General features: G+C 58.6%; 17 protein-coding genes. 14 read left to right on the top strand and 3 right to left on the bottom strand.

From position 1 onward, the window contains the following. The first annotated feature begins 55 nt into the window (after positions 1-55). The 5 genes from M0D66_RS03180 to M0D66_RS03160 all read left to right on the top strand — a co-directional run bounded on the left by M0D66_RS03180 (position 56) and on the right by M0D66_RS03160 (position 4951). Entirely contained in the window at positions 56-859 is an 804-nt protein-coding gene (locus tag M0D66_RS03180) for an anti-sigma factor (protein WP_266208967.1), read from the top strand. Positions 860-1077: 218 nt separating this feature from the next. Then, a complete protein-coding gene (locus M0D66_RS03175) occupies positions 1078-1863 on the top strand; it encodes a DUF1571 domain-containing protein (protein WP_266208966.1) in 786 nt (261 codons plus the stop codon). 153 nt (positions 1864-2016) lie between these two features. After that, a complete protein-coding gene (locus tag M0D66_RS03170; protein ID WP_266208965.1) occupies positions 2017-3444 on the top strand; it encodes a methyl-accepting chemotaxis protein in 1428 nt (475 codons plus the stop codon). Between the two features lie 233 nt (positions 3445-3677). Then, positions 3678-4478, top strand: coding sequence for an acetoacetate decarboxylase family protein (locus M0D66_RS03165; RefSeq protein ID WP_200653004.1), 801 nt, complete (start codon positions 3678-3680; stop codon positions 4476-4478). Positions 4479-4576: 98 nt separating this feature from the next. Next, on the top strand, positions 4577-4951 hold the full coding sequence (locus tag M0D66_RS03160; protein ID WP_266208964.1) for a tautomerase family protein: 375 nt from the start codon (positions 4577-4579) through the stop codon (positions 4949-4951). Between the two features lie 11 nt (positions 4952-4962). Here M0D66_RS03160 and M0D66_RS03155 read toward each other — a convergent pair whose 3' ends face one another. Next, positions 4963-5682: an ABC transporter substrate-binding protein gene (locus M0D66_RS03155; protein ID WP_266209142.1), complete on the bottom strand. Its 720-nt coding sequence runs from the start codon at positions 5680-5682 to the stop codon at positions 4963-4965. Positions 5683-6044: 362 nt separating this feature from the next. Between M0D66_RS03155 and M0D66_RS03150 the strand changes: the two genes are divergently transcribed. Beyond that, positions 6045-6569, top strand: a complete 525-nt coding sequence (locus tag M0D66_RS03150) for a thioesterase family protein (protein WP_266208963.1) — start codon at positions 6045-6047, stop codon at positions 6567-6569. A 128-nt stretch (positions 6570-6697) separates the two neighbouring features. Here the strand turns inward: M0D66_RS03150 and M0D66_RS03145 are convergent, their stop codons facing one another. Continuing rightward, positions 6698-7018, bottom strand: coding sequence for a DUF4148 domain-containing protein (locus tag M0D66_RS03145; protein ID WP_093634135.1), 321 nt, complete (start codon positions 7016-7018; stop codon positions 6698-6700). Positions 7019-7524: 506 nt separating this feature from the next. Here M0D66_RS03145 and M0D66_RS03140 point away from each other — a divergent pair. Continuing rightward, a complete protein-coding gene (locus M0D66_RS03140) occupies positions 7525-8709 on the top strand; it encodes a porin (protein WP_266208962.1) in 1185 nt (394 codons plus the stop codon). A 62-nt stretch (positions 8710-8771) separates the two neighbouring features. On the opposite strand, the gene M0D66_RS03135 is transcribed toward M0D66_RS03140, so the two are convergent. Continuing rightward, positions 8772-9815 (bottom strand): LacI family DNA-binding transcriptional regulator, encoded by a 1044-nt coding sequence (locus tag M0D66_RS03135; RefSeq protein ID WP_054033920.1) that lies wholly within the window; start codon positions 9813-9815, stop codon positions 8772-8774. A gap of 93 nt (positions 9816-9908) precedes the next feature. On the opposite strand from M0D66_RS03135, the gene M0D66_RS03130 reads away from it, so the two are divergent. The 7 genes from M0D66_RS03130 to chvE all read left to right on the top strand — a co-directional run bounded on the left by M0D66_RS03130 (position 9909) and on the right by chvE (position 17486). After that, positions 9909-11123 carry a phytanoyl-CoA dioxygenase family protein gene (locus M0D66_RS03130; protein ID WP_266208961.1) on the top strand — a complete coding sequence of 405 codons (1215 nt, stop codon included), beginning with the start codon at positions 9909-9911 and terminating at the stop codon, positions 11121-11123. A 136-nt stretch (positions 11124-11259) separates the two neighbouring features. Beyond that, positions 11260-12174 (top strand): LysR family transcriptional regulator, encoded by a 915-nt coding sequence (locus M0D66_RS03125; protein WP_266208960.1) that lies wholly within the window; start codon positions 11260-11262, stop codon positions 12172-12174. A gap of 131 nt (positions 12175-12305) precedes the next feature. Further along, positions 12306-13226 carry an intradiol ring-cleavage dioxygenase gene (locus M0D66_RS03120; RefSeq protein WP_266208959.1) on the top strand — a complete coding sequence of 307 codons (921 nt, stop codon included), beginning with the start codon at positions 12306-12308 and terminating at the stop codon, positions 13224-13226. Between the two features lie 67 nt (positions 13227-13293). Then, positions 13294-14172: a sugar phosphate isomerase/epimerase gene (locus tag M0D66_RS03115; protein WP_266208958.1), complete on the top strand. Its 879-nt coding sequence runs from the start codon at positions 13294-13296 to the stop codon at positions 14170-14172. Positions 14173-14213: 41 nt separating this feature from the next. Beyond that, positions 14214-15206 (top strand): inositol 2-dehydrogenase, encoded by a 993-nt coding sequence (gene iolG / locus M0D66_RS03110; protein ID WP_266208957.1) that lies wholly within the window; start codon positions 14214-14216, stop codon positions 15204-15206. A gap of 24 nt (positions 15207-15230) precedes the next feature. Next, on the top strand, positions 15231-16319 hold the full coding sequence (locus M0D66_RS03105) for a Gfo/Idh/MocA family protein (protein ID WP_093634128.1): 1089 nt from the start codon (positions 15231-15233) through the stop codon (positions 16317-16319). A 96-nt stretch (positions 16320-16415) separates the two neighbouring features. Next, entirely contained in the window at positions 16416-17486 is a 1071-nt protein-coding gene (gene chvE, locus M0D66_RS03100) for a multiple monosaccharide ABC transporter substrate-binding protein (RefSeq protein WP_301772689.1), read from the top strand. Positions 17487-17545 lie beyond the last annotated feature (59 nt).

Raw genomic sequence — 17545 nt, 5'->3', positions numbered from 1 at the left:
TGCGCGACATTCCATCATCACGCGGCATCCGCTTGGGGGAAGTTTGAAACGAACCATGAACGACCATGGAGACCGAACGAGGCGAGGCCTGGGCGACCCGGATTTGCGGCCGCTATCGGCGTTTGCCGACGACGAACTGTCCGCCAGGGAGCACGAGACCACGCTCGTTCGGCTGACGACCAACCCTCGGGCGGCCGAGCGCGTGGCGAACTACCGCGCGCAAAAAGCCGCGCTGACAGCACTGTTCGGAGAACCGCACGACGATGCGCGCTGTATCGTCGTGCGCCAACGTGCGTCATGGTGGCAGCAGGCCGGCGTGGCGGCATCGTGCGTGGCGATGGGCGTGGCGCTCGGCTCAGTACCAGGCTGGATGTCGACGAATATCGCGGCTGATTCACCCGTGTTCGCGAAGCGCGCCGACATCGCTTTCGCGGTGTACGCGCCTGAGCAACGCCACCCCGTAGAAGTAGCGGCGCCGCAACGCGATCAACTGGTCGACTGGCTGTCACGGCGCCTCGGTCAGCGCTTGTCGGTGCCTTCGCTTCGGGAATACGGCTTTTCGCTGATTGGCGGCCGTTTGCTGCCCGGCGAATCCGGCCCTGCCGCGCAGTTCATGTATCAGAGCACGGCAGGCGCCCGGCTCACGATGTACGTTGCAGGGGTTCCAAAGGACGCGACGGCGTTCCGCCTGTTTCGTGACGGTAATCGCAGCACGTTCTACTGGGAGAGTCAGGGGACGGGATGCGCGCTGACTGGCCTCGTCTCAGAGGTGCAATTGCGATCCATGGCGGTCGACGCATGCAGCATGCTCGGGCGGGCGTTCAGAAGCCGGGAAACCAGCGGCGGTTTGAACCCATGATGTTTTGCGGAGCGCGTATTTCAGACCACCCAGCAAGCCGAAGCTCGGTGCTTGCCGCAGGTTGGCAGGCAACCGTGCGGACCTTGCTGTGCGCGTTCGCGTTGACATGCCTGTTTGTCTCAACGGACATTCACGCCCAATCTAATAGCCCGATTTCACTGGCTTCATCCCGCGCGTCGGCGGGATGCGCCGATGTTGCCACGCCGGATACCGTGAGTATGGACGTCAACCGGTTCCGGTGTCTCGCAGCTCGCGATCAGGCGGCTTCGTTGCGAACGTGGATTGAAAGCCGCTCGCTTCTGCCCCTCACCGACGCTCAGATCCTTTCGCTGATGGATGCAATGAAGCCGGATGCCTTCGTCGAGTACGCGAGGTCCGACATGGTTCCCGGCGACGCCTGCGAATACAGGATGTTCCGCCAGGAGCGGATATCCGGAAGATGGTCCGATCGGCCCGATCACATGGTTGTCCGCTACCAGGACACCCCTCGAAAAGTCTACGCAAAATGGCTACCCGACGGCGCCCATGCAGGACAGGAGATTCTCTACGACGAAACAAGGGATCCCGATAGCATCGTCGCCCATCTGGGCGGCGCGCTGCGTATCGTCTCGGGCAAGGTCGCCGTCGACGGCGCGTTCGCGCACACCCAGTCCCGCCATAGTGTCCGCGATCTCGGCCTGCAGTACATTGCGCGCACCATCGAGCACGATGCCCATAGCTTTCGTGAAGAAGGCCTGACTGAAAAACCGACCCGCATCGAACTCATGAACGTGCACGGCGCACGCTTCCTTGCATGGACATGGACGGCACCGTTGGGGCCGCCAGCGCATTATGCGCAGCGCGTGAGACTGCTATTCGATCTGCAGCACTCCTGGCCCAGTGGTGAAGCTGCATGGAACGAACGCGGCGACCAGGTGGAGATGATCCGTTTCGAAGACGTCGTCCCTCACCACTGGAGCGATTCGATTTTCGACCGACGTAACCCAGAGTACGGTTTCCATTGATCTAAAGAATCGGTCACGCATGCCGTTATGCAGGTGCATTGTGCGTGGACGAGGCCCCACGTCAACAATCGCGCGCTCAAGCCGTTGTCCGCAGAATATTCGGCGAGCGCGCGGCCGCACCAGGCCAATAAAAATAGATACTGAGAGACCCGCATGAAACAGCCAGACGAGTTGTTGCACACGGTTTACGTGAAGGCCGACAGGCTCATGCTCGTTGTCGTATGGGCCCTGTTCGCGATCTCCTGCTTGTTGGCGATACGCGACTACAACTTGCGCGCCGTACTGTGGGTCGGATTGCCTACCGTCGTGATCGCCTCGACGCTAACTTACTGGCGCGCAGGCGCACTCGTGACGCGTCTCTTCCTCGCGGCCAGTCTGATGACATTCGCTGCGTTGCAGATTCATCAGGTGCACGGTCTGACTGAATTGCACTTTGGCGTCTTTGTGCTGATGTCGTTCCTGCTGGCCTATCGGGACTGGCGACCGATTCTCTGCGCCGCCGGCGTCATCGCGGTGCACCACTTCTCGTTCAACTATCTCCAGCTTGCCGGATTGGACGTCTATTGCTTCACCGAGCCAGCGTGGTCGACCGTGCTGACGCATGCAGCCTATGTAGTCGTCCAGGCCGGGTTGCTGATTTTCATTGCATGGCATATGAAAGCCGATGCACAGACGGGCCGGGAACTGGCCGTTCTTGGCGAAAACCTTTCACAGCAAGAGGGCAAATTCGACCTGCGTCTTCCGCCGATGAAGCTCAACGGCACCAGCAGCCGCACCTTCAAGGACACACTCAACGCCATCCACGATGCGATGCGAGGCATCACCACGACGATCGACCAGATGGCTGTTTCATCGGACGACATCGCTTCCGAAAACCACACCTTGTCGCAGCAATTCAGCACGCAAGCTGAAACGCTCAACGCGACCAACACGGCGATGGAGCAGATCGCGCAACGGGTGAGGGAAAGCGCGGAACATGCGGCATCGGCAAACAGCCTCGCGCGGCAAACTTCAGCCGCAGCACGGCAAAGCGAACAGGTTGTCAGCGAAGTCGTCGATAAGATGACTGAGATTAATGACGCCGTGCATCGAATGGGCGACATGATCACGATGATCGAGAGCATCGCGTTTCAGACAAATCTTCTCGCGCTCAATGCGTCGGTCGAAGCGGCCCGTGCGGGCAGCCACGGACGGGGTTTCTCGGTGGTGGCCGAAGAGGTCCGTACGCTCGCGCATCGGAGCGCGAGCGCTGCGCGTGAAATCAAAGGCCTGATTGGCGATTCTTTACAGCGTGTCGAGCACGGCTCGACGCTCGCGACACGCGCCGGCACGGCCATGCAACACGTTGTCGGCAATGTGGGAGACGTGGCCAAGTTGATCGAGCACATCAGCGCGTCGAGTGATGCCCAGAGCCACGATGTCGATCGGTTCAGTCAAGGCATGGGCGAGATGGACGCGATGCTGGAGCGCGATGTCGAACACGTGAAGGGCGTCGCTTCGGCGTCGGCCAGTTTGCGGGAGAAAGCGCGGACTTTGCGTGAGGCAATGTCGATATTCCTTGTCGAGCACGACGTGAACTGATCCTGAGAGCGGGCACAACTGCTGCGCGGCCGTGCGATTTCGAAAGCGGTAGCAGGCGGGACACGGCACTATTAGCTCTCGCGCGGCGCGCCGGATCGAGCGCTACGGCGGATCGCATTCTGACCGCGCGTTGTGTCCTCGAACGGTCTGCGTCAACTGATACGCGGCGTCCGGAGGACACGCATGGATTCCACGTATAGCGACTTTCGTCGCGCCGATCAAGGAGAAGCGAGATGCCTAAAGCGTTTTCGGTCCCTATCACTCCGCAAGGAAAGTCCGCACTGGCGACGCTGCCGCCTTGGCACTATTCCAGCGACTGTATCGCCATTGAATACTGGACCGATCAGAAAGCGATCGCGGCGCTCCTCCCGCCGGGCGTCACGGTGGACGAGAAATCCGGCGGCCGGGCCTTCTTCTGGTTTCTGGATTGGCAGTTCACGGGTTCCAATGACGAGGTGACGGACCCGGCACGCTATCAATACCGCGAGGCTTTCGTTCTGGTCGAGGCGGTCTTCGACGGTGTTCCGGTCAACTACTGCCCGTACATCTTCGTCGATAACGACGCCGCCATCGCCCGCGGATGGGCGCAGGGCTTTCCAAAGAAACTCGCCAGCGTCTACCAGACTCGCAGTTTCTCCGCGCCCAGTCTGGCAGCGGCGCCGCTTGCTAAAGGAAGCCGCTTCGGCGCGAGTGTGTCAGCGCATGGAGAGCGGCTGGCGACCGCCCGCATCCAGCTCGAGGAACCTGTTGCTGACCCGACGACCGTGTTCAACCGGCCAACGACGATGCGCCGTTACTTTCCTCAACTCGCCGCGGGACTTCAGGAGAAGCCGCCGGTCGATGAATTGACTATGTCGCTCACGGATAATCTTGCGATCGTGGATGTCTGGGCCGGGTCGGCGGAGCTGAAGATTCCCGAAGTCGCCGGTGAGGACATGAACCTGATTGCGCCCGTGCGCGTCGGACGGGGCTATCGGCTCGGTATGGCGTACTCCGTGACCGACCTGCGCATTCTGAAGAACTACGTCGAGTGATCGTCTGGGTGCCCCTATGCGTTGGCAGAGGGTCCGGTTACGAGAGGCGCTTTCTTCGATGCGAGCGCCCGTGAAACATCAGTCCAGGAGTCGCTCCCATGCCGCTCTACACCTTGACTACTCAGAACGGCGCACTAAGCAGTGACGCCAAGGCCAAGCTCGCGATGGAACTGACGACATTGCATTCCGAATTTGCGGGCGTGCCTAAAAACTGGGTGCATATTGTGTTTCAGGACTATGCGCCGGGCAGCGGGTTCACCGCCGGAGAACCGGCGGCGACCGCCGCGCTCACGCTTTTGATGCGGGCCGGGCGGCCACCTGAATATAAGCGGGAACTGATACAGCGTCTTTGGAAACTGTTTCAGACCGCGACGGGAGCGCCCGATGACCAGATTGTCATCGGCATTCAGGACGTACCGGCCAGTCAGGCGATGGAGATGGGACAGGTCATGCCGGACGTCGCGAACGAATAGGATGGGGGGCGCTACTCGTCGTTGCCTGCGACTTCCGCACCGGCGATGTGATGCCGCGCCAATGACGCCGCGACGAAGCCCGAGGCTTTCATATCTTCAACGAACTTCGACAGATACGTGGCCGCTTCATCGCCCTTGGCCTTTGGCACGCCCATCGCCTGACGGATCACCATGAAGCGCTGGTCCAGTAACCGCAATCCGCCCGCTTTAGCGGCGTCTTTTTCGAGCTGTTGCTTGACGCCTGCAGCCACGTCCAGATGCTGATCCAGAAATCCCTGCACAACCGCCGGTGAAGTTGGAATCCGGACGATTGTCGCGTGATGGAGTTCGCGCGTCAGAAACAGATCGTAGGCGCTACCCTTGCCGACCGCGACCGTCACGCCGGGTTGATCGACAGCCTCGTTGGTGGTGATCGGCGAGGTGTCGCGTACGAGATAAAAGCCTTCGATCAGCACGTACGGTTTGGTGAAGGCGATTTCCTGTCCGCGCTTCGGATCGACGGCGAAGAACCCGATGTCTGCCTTGTCCTGATTCACGTTCTCAACCGATTCACCCGCTGACTTGACCGCGATCAGTTGCAGCGGTACGCCAAGTCGTTTGGCGAGCTCGGTAGCGAGATCGACAGACACGCCGACCGGTTTGCCCGTTGCCGGATCAAGATTGGCCAGAATCGGATTGCCGAGATTGATCGACGCGCGCAGCGTGCCGCTCGGCGCGAACACGCTTGCCATCGATGCGCCGGCGTCTTTCGTTTGCGCGACAGCGGGCGTGGGAACGGGCACGGACAAGACCGCACTTGACGCCATCAAGGCCGCCAATGTTTTGACCATGCCGTTACGGCGTTTTGCGATTGAAGGCTTTGTCATCTTGGAGTGCCCTTGATTAGCGTGCCAGAGCGATATTATCCGGGCATTTGGCGAAGCGCGTGCGCCGGCAACATATCCCTACGTCGTGATTCACCACTGCATGCCGCATCTTTTCGAGGGAATGTTCTACAGATTTGCCTCGCCCTCTGCATCCCGGATTTTATCTGCGCGACTACCATTCACGCTTTTGTGCCGCGCGCGGCGCGTTCCTACCACCGGGTTTTCGCATGAGCCTACTAATTCGTTTGCTGCTTTTGTTAATCACCAGTCGTGGCCGGAGCCGGCTGCAGGTGCTCGACACGTGTGTCACGCCGTTTCGAGTGTGGCTCAATGACCTCGATGTCTTGCTCCATATGAACAACGGCCGCTACTTTACGATCCTCGATCTGGCGCGCGTCGATCTGATGATGCGTAGTGGTCTGTGGCGGCAATTGAAGGCACAAGGCTGGTATCCAGTCGTCACACTGGAAACGATGCGTTTTCATCGGTCGCTCGAGCTTGGCGACCGCTATAACGTCCAGACTCGCGTTATCGGTTGGGATGAGAAGCACATTTTCATCGAGCAAGCGTTCGTGCGTGATGACGTGCGGGTTGCATTGGCCGTTGTGCGAGCACGGTTCCTGAAGCGAAGTGGCGGCGTTGTGACGACTGCCGAGTTGCTGGAGCTGTCGGAGATTACGCAGCCGTCGCCAGAGTTGCCCGGATGGGTTGCGAAGTGGAGTGAGGCCGAAGGAGGGATGGCGCTTACGTAGTCTTCTTTTTGTGGGCAGAGGTGGCGGCTGTTACACGACGGCAGGCTACCCACGATCGTGTTCGATCGCCCGCGCGACTCGAGCCATCATCAGCTTGACCACGCGTGCGATTCAGTACGCGTAAAGCGTCAAGGTGCGACCGCAGGAGCGTTGGTAGGCTTTTGACCATTCGCCTTCTGCTGGGCATTCTGCAGATTCTGCGGATAGTTCGTTTGATCGCCCGCCGGGTTATACCCGTTCTTTTCCAACTTACTGAGCTCGGCATTTTTCTTCGCGCGGCGCGCCTTGCGGTCGGCCTTCTTTTGCGCCTTCATCTCCTGCTTCGACATCGCACTATCGGAGGCGCCGGCATCGCTTGTCGCTGCATGAGCTTGCAACGTCGGAAGTGAGAGGAGACTCAAAGCCATACCTGCTGAAACAACAAAAACAGACAGTTGCTTGAACTTCATACGTATCTCCGTATGGGTGCGTTAGGCGGCGTGAGACTGCTCACGGTCCATTTGGGTTGGTTCCTGAGAAGAACGTGTCTCTTCGCATGGGGAACGCTCGAACCGTAATCGATGAGACGTCGACAGGGATACAGGGGTTAACCGCGAGGAGGCGAGGAGGCATAACGCTGAAAGGCTTTTGCGCACTTGCTCTAACGCGGATTTTCCCTGATTTCACGAAAGAGATTCCCCTTTCTGCTCTTTGTTCGAGTGGATGGGGAATATACACTCGGGCAAAAATACAAGCGCAGTTCAGGAGACGTGCCCCACGGAAGTTATTACCCTCCGCCTAAGCCTCACTCCAGTGCTTGTTTTTTCTTCTCATTTCCTTCCTTGCGAGCGTCTCTGAGACTCCACGCCCTTCAGGCGTGTCGCATTTGATCAACGATTGACGGGCGCTGGGAAAGATGTGAGCTCCTGCTGTATCAGGGGAAGTACGTAGTACAACTATATTAACGGAGATAGCAATGAAGAAACTTCTGTTCGGCATGTTCGCATTGTCTGCGACGGCAACCGCGATGGCTCAGAGCAGCGTCACGTTATACGGCATCGTGGACAACGGTATCGCATACGAGACCAATCAACCGAAGGGGCATGTATTCGGTGCGCAAAGTGGAGGCTGGGCGCAATCGAGATTTGGTCTCAAAGGCAGTGAGGACCTCGGCGGCGGCACCCATGCAATTTTCACGCTCGAGTCCCGACTGAATACCATGACCGGGGCTTTCGCGAACGGAAGTTTCTTTGAGGGGCAGGCGACCGTAGGCCTGCAGAATGACACCTGGGGGCAAATCAAGTTCGGCAACATGGGTTCGGCTGAGATAAGTCAATACTCGGGCGACGTCGACCCCCAGCAAACAAAGAAGTATGCGATTGGAACGCTGGTACGCGGCCGCATCTTTTCGCAGGCAGCGAACGGCGCGGAGTACCTGTCGCCGACGATTGGCGGCTTTACCCTGCAAGGCCAGTATGATTTGACGAATTCGTCGACGTGGAACGCGGGAAATCCTGGAAGCGCACCTGGTCAACTCGGTACTTCTAGCGGACTCGGAAGCTCGCAGGGGCGCTCGGATGGTATCAAACTCTCTTACGCGAACAAGGGCCTTTTCTGGCAGGCGACCTATGACGAAGTTCGCGACGGAAACGGCCAATTCAGCAACGTGTACCTTGCTTCCCGCTCGATTCTCACGGGCTTGACGTACGCATTCGGTCCTGTGACTGGATACATTGGCTACCAGCATCTGAGCGCTCCGAACGCATCGAATGCGGGCTATTTCGGCACGGCGACCCCGTCAGCGTTGCCGGCAGGAACGAGCCTCCCGACAGCCGTTAATCATGAGTGGATTGGCGCGATCTGGCAAACGACGCCTGCGCTTGCTATCACCGGCGCCGTCTATCACGCGAATGCAAACAATGGGAACGGGAACGCAACCCTCTACACGTTGGGGGCGAACTATTCGCTATCCAAACGAACGCTCCTGTACACGGAACTGGCGTATGTGAGAAACAGCTCGTCGTCTAACATCAGCCTCGACAGTGGTCTGTATGGCGCGAATATCAACAACGACCCCGTCAACGGGAGCACCTCGAGCACCAACCCCAACTATGGCAAAAGCCAGTTTGGCGTTATTGCAGGGTTGGCGACGAAGTTCTGATGCTGTCGAGAGGTCCGGGTGACGATTGATTCCCGGACCTCTCAGGAACGCGAGTGGTCGATTCAATCGCGGAAACGACTGGCGATGTGGTCCGGAATATTCTCTGGCGTCACGACCACGACCGAAGAAGATGACGCGACAGAGGATGCTGGCAGGAGCTTGTGGAAGTGCATGACGTGATGACACGCGGAGCGCATGTCCTGTCGGAGATCATGATGCAGAATGGCCTGAATCCTTCCAGTGCGTAGAAGCTGCACATTATCCTTGTCCAGATCGTGACCGATGAAGCAGACCGGAGCTTGCTGCTGCGCTTCCAGCGCGCGAAGAATCGCGACATTACCCCCGCCCATGGAGTACACGGCAGCGATACAAGTACCATCGTTGAGAACGCTTCGGACTCGCTCTTCAGTCGGTAAATCAAGGCCATGTCCGCCGCTTGCATCGATCAGCCTGAGTTGGGGGTGGTGCTTGCGCAATGCTCGACGAAAGCTTATCTCGCGCTCCTCCTCGCCCCGAAAATGCTCGTCGCTCATCGTTATCAACACATTAGCCGCCTGGGGGCCCAGCAAAAGGCCCAGAAGGTAGGCCGCCGTGGCCCCAGCGACGCGATTGTCGAGCCCGGCGTAGGCGATGCGTCCCGACAGCGGTATGTCGGTGAAGACGGTGACGACGGGAATGCCGTGATGCTGGAGTTCGCGGACCACCTCGGCAATCTCGGGAACGTCGCGGGCTTTCAGAAAAACACCATGGCTGCCTCTGCGGGCGATAGATCGAAGAGCATCCACGACTTCGGGCGTCGTCATCGTCTCCCGCAACAGGAAGCGCGGACGAACAACCGCCGGGTGCATCAACGCGAGTTCCGCTTCGAGCGCATTCTTTATCTCGTCGCTGAACCGCGCTGGTGCTTCCACTACCACGTCGACCATGAGCTTGCGCCCCGTGGTCGCCAGGTTTAGCTCCTGTTTCTCAAGTTCTTTTATCGCCTGCTCAACCCGATTGCGAGTGTGCTCCCGGACGTTCGCGCGTCCGTTCAGCACCCTATCAACAGTTGCCACTCCAAGCCCTGCCTGAAGGGCAATTTCCTTGATCAAGAAGCGGTGAGCCAATCCGACCCTCCATCGTTGATAGTTTTTTGATGTGTTTCTGATAATTCGATCTGTGCTTTGCGAGCTATCCTACATCGAATATAGGAGGCACGTATGGACGACCGACGCGGAGACTATCTCGCTGAGCGAACCAACTGGTATCGCGAAAGCGACTGCAGCTTGAGCGATTTCGTGAGAGCGCTCAACGCGACAGGGGAGCGCGGGCTACGCTACGCGACAACGTCGGTTCAAGCGATTCCTGTATACGAATGCCGCGAGCTGGAAGAAGTGCGCTCGTCTGAAACGGAAAGGCTTCAGCTACTGTCGGAGTGGGCCGAAGTCCTGCGAGATGGAGCGGGCGTCTTTGTGCTCAAGCGCGCTTTTGCCGACACCGGGTGCGTGGATGAGGCGACGGCCATCTTCGAATCGATTATTGAAGCCGAGAAGAAATCGGGCTCGAAGGCTGACCATTTCGCGAAAGCAGGCGCAAACGATCGTATCTGGAACGCGCAGGAAAAACTCTGCCTTGCGGCACCTGATGTCTTCGCCAGATACTTTTCGAACCCTTGGCTGCCGGCGGCCGCCGAGGCATGGCTTGGCCCGTGCTTTCAGGTTACGTCGCAGGTCAATGTTGTCAGACCCGGCGGCGAGGCACAGCAAGCCCATCGTGACTACCATCTGGGCTTCCAGACGGCTGAGATGGCGTCGTCTTTTCCAGCGCACGTGCATAGGATGTCGCCTTTTCTCACGCTGCAAGGGGCTGTTGCGCACAGCGACATGCCAGTTGAGAGCGGTCCGACCAAACTCCTGCCTTACTCGCAGCGATACGCTCAAGGCTATGTGGCTTGGCGTAGATCTGATTTCCGCGAGTATTTCGAGAACAACTTCGTTCAGGTGCCGCTTGCCAAGGGCGATGCCATCTTCTTCAATCCGGCGCTATTTCACGCAGCCGGGTCGAATCGAACGAGCCACGTTCAGCGCATGGCAAACCTGCTTCAAATCTCGTCGGCTTATGGTCGGGCGATGGAAGCCGTGGATCGAACGCGCATGTCCGAGACTCTCTACCCAGTCCTTCGGGACAGATTTAAGACCGGCAAGATAAGCGGGCTCGAGGCGCTTTCGGTGATTGCCTCGTGCGCCGAAGGCTATGCGTTCCCGACAAACCTCGACAGGGATCCGCCCGCCGGGGGACTCGCGCCGGAGAGCCAAGGCGAGATGATGCTCAGAGCGCTTCGGGAGGACTGGGAGCCGGCCGAGTTTTCGCGAGCCCTCGCAAAGCATGCCTGGCGTCAAGGGCATGGCGAATCCACTGAACTGATAGATTATTGATGTGTTTTTGTGACTAAAAGATAGAGCTACAGCACTATCATGATGCCGACGCGACACACGAAATGACTCAGCGAAGTCGCGCGTGCTCCCGCATCCGGCTCGGCTGTGGGCGAACGAGGCGTAATGGTGCAAGGGCATGGATCAGTTCAAGGAACTACAACTATTCGTCGAGGTGGCCGAGACGGGCAGCATCAGCCGTGCTGCGGAAGCTGTCGAGCTTTCCATCTCGGCCGCAAGTCGGTATTTGATTTCGTTGGAGGCGAGACTTGGCGTCCAACTGGTGCGCAGGACGACTCGCAACCTTTACCTGACTGAGGCGGGCGCCGAGTTTCATCGACGTTGCAAATCCATCCTCGCCGATCTTGGCGAAGCAGAGGCTGTCACCAAGGAAGCGGTTGTGCGGCCAAGCGGGATCCTTCGCGTCACCGCCTCGTTATCGTTCTGCATGCTTCACATCGCGCCGATGCTTCCTGATTTCACGGCGCGCTACCCTGACATTACAGTGGACGTGGTAGCGGCTAACCGTTACTGCGACATCATCGAGAACGGCATCGACGTCGCGATTCGTACGAAAGTCCTTGAGCCAGATAGCAACATAACCATTAGAAGACTGGCTTCGACACGCCGCATATTGGCCGCATCGCCCGGCTACATCGAGGCGAACGGACGCCCTCGCTTCCCGGCGGAGCTCGCGAAGCACAGACTGCTGAACTATCAACTCGCCGACAATCCACGCGAGCTTTCCTTCACACGTGGTGGCGAGAACGTCGTGGTCAAAGTGAAGCCGTTAGTGGAGTCGAATGACGGCCAAATATTGCGCATCGCCGCGCTAGACGGCATGGGCATTCTGGTGCAGCCCAAATACATCATCTACGACGATCTCGAAGCAGGCCGACTTGTCCCTGTGCTCGACGACTGGGACCTTCCTCGCCTAACCATGAACATCGCGTTTCAGACTCGCTCACACCTACCTGTAAAGGTACGCCTGTTCATTGATGCGCTCGTCGAGCGGTTTCACCACAACGAATACGAACGTCATTGGACAGCGTGAGCTTGCGCTCATCGCATTTGGGGTTTCTTCCCACTTAGCGCGAAAGACTTTCCCTTTCTAGCTCTGTTTTGCCAGTCACGACGAATATAGACTCGTCTCAAAGCTACAGAAGAGATTGATGGAGACACGCAATGCAAAGCGCAACCTCTGCAGTTCCGTCCGCATCGCCTTATTTCGATGAGGCTCGCTCGGCCGAAGTCGTCAACGCCCGTATGAGCGAAGATGCCGACGCTCGCCTGCGTCAGGTGATGTCCGTTCTGGTCAAGCATCTTCATGCTGCGGTCAAGGAAATTGAGCCGACGCATGAAGAGTGGTTCACCGCCATTCGCTTCCTGACCGAGACGGGTCAAATGTGCACGGACTGGCGGCAAGAGTACATCCTGCTCTCCGACGTCCTGGGCGTCTCGATGCTCGTTGATGCAATCAATCATCGTCGTCCGAGCGGTGCTACGCCGAACACGATTCTGGGTCCCTTCTACGTCGCCAACGCACCTGAATATCCGAACGGCGCGAACATCTGCCTGGACGGAAAGGGCGAGCCCATGGTTGTTGAAGGCCGGGTTGCCGATATCAAGGGAAACCCGATTCCTGACGCGAAGCTCGAGGTCTGGCAGACGAACGACGACGGCTTCTATGACGTGCAGCAGAAGGGCATTCAGCCTGACTCAAATCTTCGCGGCGTTTTTACGTCGGATGCTGAAGGCCGCTACTGGTTCAAGTCTGTCAAGCCGCGTCACTATCCGATTCCTTCAGACGGTCCGGTTGGCAAGCTCCTCGCCGCAATAGGTCGACATCCGAACCGAGCTGCTCATCTGCACTTCATCGTGACCGCGCCTGGCTTTGACCCGGTCATCACTCACATTTTCACACCTGACTGCCCCTATCTTCCTGAAGACGCGGTCTTCGGCGTCAAGCGTGAACTCATCGCTGAATTCAACAAGATTGACGACCCGGAAGCGGGTGAGCGCGTCGGAGTCTTATCACCGTTTTGGTCTGTGTCGTGGGACTTCACCCTCGCGACGTCCACGAAGCCCACCCGGGCAATCCCGTAGTCGTTTGGTGCGCGGGAGCGTGCCGCCCAAAAAACTGATGACATTGAGAGATACAGGAGTACTACCTATGAGCGCGAAGAAAGAATTGCTGGCTGCGTACTGGACACTCGCTGGCGACGTCTATCCGTGTGCACCGAACGAAATCAGCCCGTTCCCGCTGCGCGATCGCTGCGAAGCAGCTTCGCGTGCCGGCTGGAGCGGTATCGGCCTCATTCTCGATGATCTCGAGTACAGCATCGGGAAGTACGGCGTGTCCGGCGTCAAGAAGATTCTGGACGACACGGGTATGAAGTACTTCGAGCTCGAGATCCTCATGGACTGGTACTTCGACGGCGAGGTGCGTGCCAAGTCGGACGATTACCGTCGCCGTCTCATCGAACTGGGCGGCGAACTGGGCATGCGCAATCTGAAAATCGGCGCGAGTCCGTTCGACAAGAATCCGGCCGACTTCCCCCGCATGACCGACGAATTCGGGAAGCTTTGCCAGGACGTGGCGATGGTTGACGCCACGGTTGCAATCGAGTTCATGCCTTTCTCTCCCATTCGAAACATCGCGGAAGCGCTGCAGGTTGCTCAAGGCGCAAACCAACCCAATGGCGGCCTGATGGTTGACCACTGGCACGTCGCACGCGGCGGTAGCCCCTATAGCGAAGTCGCCCAGATCCCCGCGCGCTTCATCAAGGGCGTGGAGATGGATGACGTCGGCGCGCAGGTCAAGGGATCGTTGTTCGACGACTCGACCTTTAACCGCCAGCTTTGTGGCGAAGGTGCAGGTGACTGCCCCGCCTTCGTCGATGCCCTTGAACAAGCAGGCTGCACGCTGCCGTACTACGGCGTGGAACTCATCTCCGAGGTGCACCGGAAATTTCCGCTCGACGAGATGGCAAAGCGCGCTTACGACACCACCATCGCGCAGTTCTCGGCAAAAACCGCGACTTCCGCCTGAAGCTCTTGACCTTAACCGACAACGTATTCCTGGAGACTCACATGATTCGAATCGCCGTACTCGGCGCCGGCCGCATTGGTCGCATTCACGCCGGCAACGTCGCCGCGAGCCCGAACGCAAAGCTGGTCGTGGTGGCAGACCCTGTTGAAAGTGCGGCTAAGTCGCTGGCTAGCCGTTTGGGCTGCGAGGCCTCGACGGACGCTGCAGCAGTCCTCGAGCGCAACGACATCGACGCAGTGGTCATCGGTACGCCGACGGATACGCACATCACGTTCATGCTCGAAGCCGTCAAGCGCGGCAAGGCTGTTCTGTGCGAGAAGCCCATCGATCTCGACATGGAGAAGTCGCTAGCCGCGGCAAACGAAGTCGAGCGACTGGGCGGTCGCGTCATGCTCGCGTTCAATCGACGTTTCGACCCGACATCGCAAGCCTTCCGCAAAGCGATCGACGCAGGCGACGTCGGCGAAGTGCGCCAGGTCATCATTTCGAGCCGTGACCCGGGCATGCCTCCGCGTGACTATGTCGAACACTCGGGCGGCATCTTCCGCGACATGGTGATCCACGACCTGGACATGGCTCGCTGGCTGCTCGGCGAAGAACCGGTCGAGGTAATGGCCATGGCCAGCCGTCTCGTCGACGAGTCGCTTGAGAGGCTGACTGACTTCGATACGGTGATGGTGCAGTTGCGAACAGCTTCGGGCAAGCAATGCCACATCAACTGCTGTCGCGAAGCGGTGTACGGCTACGACCAGCGCATGGAAGTGTCGGGTTCGAAGGGAATGCTCCTGCAAGAAAATCTGCGTCCTTCGACGATTCGACGCTGGTCCAAGGAAGCGACTGATGTCCGCGAGCCGCTGCTCAACTTCTTCCTCGAGCGCTACGAGGCTGCATACAAGGCCGAACTTGAAGCCTTCGTCGACGCACTGAACGCCAATTCGCCTTTGCCGACCTCCGTTCAGGATGGGCTGAAGGCGCTGCGTCTGGCGGACTGCGCGCTCGAGTCGGCGTTGTCGGGCAAAACCGTCAAGGTGTAACGGGAAATCTGGAGGAGATAAGTCATGACGCGAAAGATCGGTCCCAACGAAACGCTCGGCGTAGCATGTCTTGGCATCACTCACCCCCATACGTCGGGGCGGGTCAAGGCAATCCAGCGTCGCACCGACGCAAAGATGCTCGGCGCGTGGGACAAAAGCCCGCTGCTCACACCGTTCGTCGACGCTCTCGGTCTCGAGGCACGCTCGAAGGAAGACATCCTGGCGGACGAGAATGTTCATGTCGTGCTCGTCCACTCCAAGAGCGAGAAGATGGCCGATCTGACCATTGAAGCGCTCGAAGCGGGCAAGGCAGTGTTGTGCGAGAAACCTGCTGGCCGCAGTTCCGTCGACGCCAAGCGCATCGTCGAGGCTGTGGAGCGTACCGGCGGACTCGTGCAAGTCGGCTATTGCTGGCGTTTCGCACCATCGGTCGATGCCATGCAGGCGGCACTCAAGAGCGGACGCCTCGGCAAAGTCGTTCAGGTGCGCGCCCACGGCGGCTGCTCGCACGACGAGGCCGGAACGCCGCATATGACCCAGCCAGGCGATATTGGCGGCGCGGTATTCGTTATTGGATGTCACCTGGTGGACCGCATCCTTCTGCACTTCGGCTTGCCCCGCTCGGTCAACGCGCGTATCACGAAGTTTCCGAACTTCCACGGTGACGAATCGCGTGAAGACGCAGCAGGCGCGGTCCTGAACTACGAAGACAAGATTGTCACGGTCGACTTCATGTCGTGGGACGTCCTGCCGTGGACCGAGAGCTGGGACATCACCGCCTACGGAACGGAAGGCATTATGTCTTCCCGCTCGCTGCCCGCGAGTTACAAGATTTATGACGCGGGCAAAGGCGACCATCCGGAGGGATGGACCGAGTGGCAAGAGACCAGTTTCCCGGAAATCTGGGCAACAAAAAAGACGGAGTATTCGCCCGATATCGCCGAAATCGGCAACCCGGTGTACTTCGACCGGGAGTCGAACGCGTTCTTCGACGCGTTGCGCAACGGCACGCAGTCGGTTGTGCCGGCTACGCAGGCGTACAACATTAGCCGTGTCATCGAGGCCATGTTTGCTTCGTCCAAAGAAGCGGGTGCAGAGGTCTTTATCGGTTGAGCGTTTGAATGGCTGACGTCTTCGGGCGTCGGCCTGGGATTCCGTAATTCATAAACCGGCAACACAAATACGCATTCCTAAATAGGAGACGAAGTCATGAAAATTCTGAAGAGTGTCGCGGTCATCCTGGCTGCTTCGGCAGCTTTCTCGGCCATGTCTGGCGCTGCTTTCGCCCAGGATAAGGGTGTTATTGGCATTTCGCTGCCCGACAAGACGGAATCCCGCTGGATTACCGATGGTAAAAGCATGGTCGATGCACTGAAGGCGAAAGGCTATTCGGCCGACCTGCAGTACGCAAACTACGACGTTCCGACGCAGGTGAACCAGGTCGAGAACATGCTTGCGAAGGGTGTCAAAGCACTGGTCATCGCACCGATCGACGGCAAGACCTTTTCTGACGCTCTGGCGCTCGCGCAGAAGAAAGGCATCAAGGTCATCTCGTACGACCGTCTGATTAGCCAGACCAAGGATGTCGACTACTACGCAACCTTCGACAACTATGGCGTGGGCGTTCTTCAAGGGCAGAGCATCGTCAGCGCTTGGCAGAAGGCCGGCAGCAAAACCCCGTTCAATATCGAAGTGTTCGGTGGTTCATCGGACGATAACAACGCCCATATGGTCTACGCGGGCGGTATGTCAGTTATCAAACCGTACATTGACAGCGGCAAATTCGTGGTTCGGAGCAAACAGATTGCCTTCGATAAAGTCGCGACGCGCAATTGGGATGGCGCGACGGCTCAGGCCCGGATGGACAACCTGCTGAGCGCTTTCTACGGCAAGGACCACCTCGACGCGGTCTGGACGCCCAATGACGCAATCGCAGTTGGCGTTATCTCGTCGCTTAAGGGCATCGGATACGGTTCGGCCCAGCAAACCATGCCCATTGTCACGGGACAGGACGCGGACATCCAGAACGTCAAGAACATTGTTCGCGGCGACCAGACCTCGACCGTGTTCAAGGACACTCGCAAGCTTGCCGGCGTGACCGCCGAAATGGTCGACAACGCGCTGAGCGGCAAGCAGGTGCCTGTCAACGACACGAAGAGCTACAACAACGGAACGAAGATCGTTCCGACTTATCTCGTGAAGCCAATCCTGGTCGACAAGGCCAATTACCAGTCGGAGTTGGTGACCAGCGGTTACTACACGCAGGCCCAGATCAAGTAAGGCATCTGAACGTCCGCGTGACGAGGCGCCCACCAGCGCCTCGCTTCACGCAGGCACGC

It is taken from the genome of Paraburkholderia sp. SECH2 (assembly GCF_030464795.1).
GTDB lineage: Bacteria > Pseudomonadota > Gammaproteobacteria > Burkholderiales > Burkholderiaceae > Paraburkholderia > Paraburkholderia aspalathi.
This window is presented reverse-complemented; position numbering and strand designations above follow the sequence as displayed.

What these genes read in the sequence shown, in the direction of transcription:
- M0D66_RS03180 (WP_266208967.1), top strand. Translation starts at nt 56, where the DNA reads ATGAACGACCATGGAGACCGAACGAGGCGAGGCCTGGGCGACCCGGAT.
- M0D66_RS03175 (WP_266208966.1), top strand. Translation starts at nt 1,078, where the DNA reads ATGGACGTCAACCGGTTCCGGTGTCTCGCAGCTCGCGATCAGGCGGCT.
- M0D66_RS03170 (WP_266208965.1), top strand. Translation starts at nt 2,017, where the DNA reads ATGAAACAGCCAGACGAGTTGTTGCACACGGTTTACGTGAAGGCCGAC.
- M0D66_RS03165 (WP_200653004.1), top strand. Translation starts at nt 3,678, where the DNA reads ATGCCTAAAGCGTTTTCGGTCCCTATCACTCCGCAAGGAAAGTCCGCA.
- M0D66_RS03160 (WP_266208964.1), top strand. Translation starts at nt 4,577, where the DNA reads ATGCCGCTCTACACCTTGACTACTCAGAACGGCGCACTAAGCAGTGAC.
- M0D66_RS03155 (WP_266209142.1), bottom strand. Translation starts at nt 5,682, where the DNA reads ATGGCAAGCGTGTTCGCGCCGAGCGGCACGCTGCGCGCGTCGATCAAT.
- M0D66_RS03150 (WP_266208963.1), top strand. Translation starts at nt 6,045, where the DNA reads ATGAGCCTACTAATTCGTTTGCTGCTTTTGTTAATCACCAGTCGTGGC.
- M0D66_RS03145 (WP_093634135.1), bottom strand. Translation starts at nt 7,018, where the DNA reads ATGAAGTTCAAGCAACTGTCTGTTTTTGTTGTTTCAGCAGGTATGGCT.
- M0D66_RS03140 (WP_266208962.1), top strand. Translation starts at nt 7,525, where the DNA reads ATGAAGAAACTTCTGTTCGGCATGTTCGCATTGTCTGCGACGGCAACC.
- M0D66_RS03130 (WP_266208961.1), top strand. Translation starts at nt 9,909, where the DNA reads ATGGACGACCGACGCGGAGACTATCTCGCTGAGCGAACCAACTGGTAT.
- M0D66_RS03125 (WP_266208960.1), top strand. Translation starts at nt 11,260, where the DNA reads ATGGATCAGTTCAAGGAACTACAACTATTCGTCGAGGTGGCCGAGACG.
- M0D66_RS03120 (WP_266208959.1), top strand. Translation starts at nt 12,306, where the DNA reads ATGCAAAGCGCAACCTCTGCAGTTCCGTCCGCATCGCCTTATTTCGAT.
- M0D66_RS03115 (WP_266208958.1), top strand. Translation starts at nt 13,294, where the DNA reads ATGAGCGCGAAGAAAGAATTGCTGGCTGCGTACTGGACACTCGCTGGC.
- iolG (WP_266208957.1), top strand. Translation starts at nt 14,214, where the DNA reads ATGATTCGAATCGCCGTACTCGGCGCCGGCCGCATTGGTCGCATTCAC.
- M0D66_RS03105 (WP_093634128.1), top strand. Translation starts at nt 15,231, where the DNA reads ATGACGCGAAAGATCGGTCCCAACGAAACGCTCGGCGTAGCATGTCTT.
- chvE (WP_301772689.1), top strand. Translation starts at nt 16,416, where the DNA reads ATGAAAATTCTGAAGAGTGTCGCGGTCATCCTGGCTGCTTCGGCAGCT.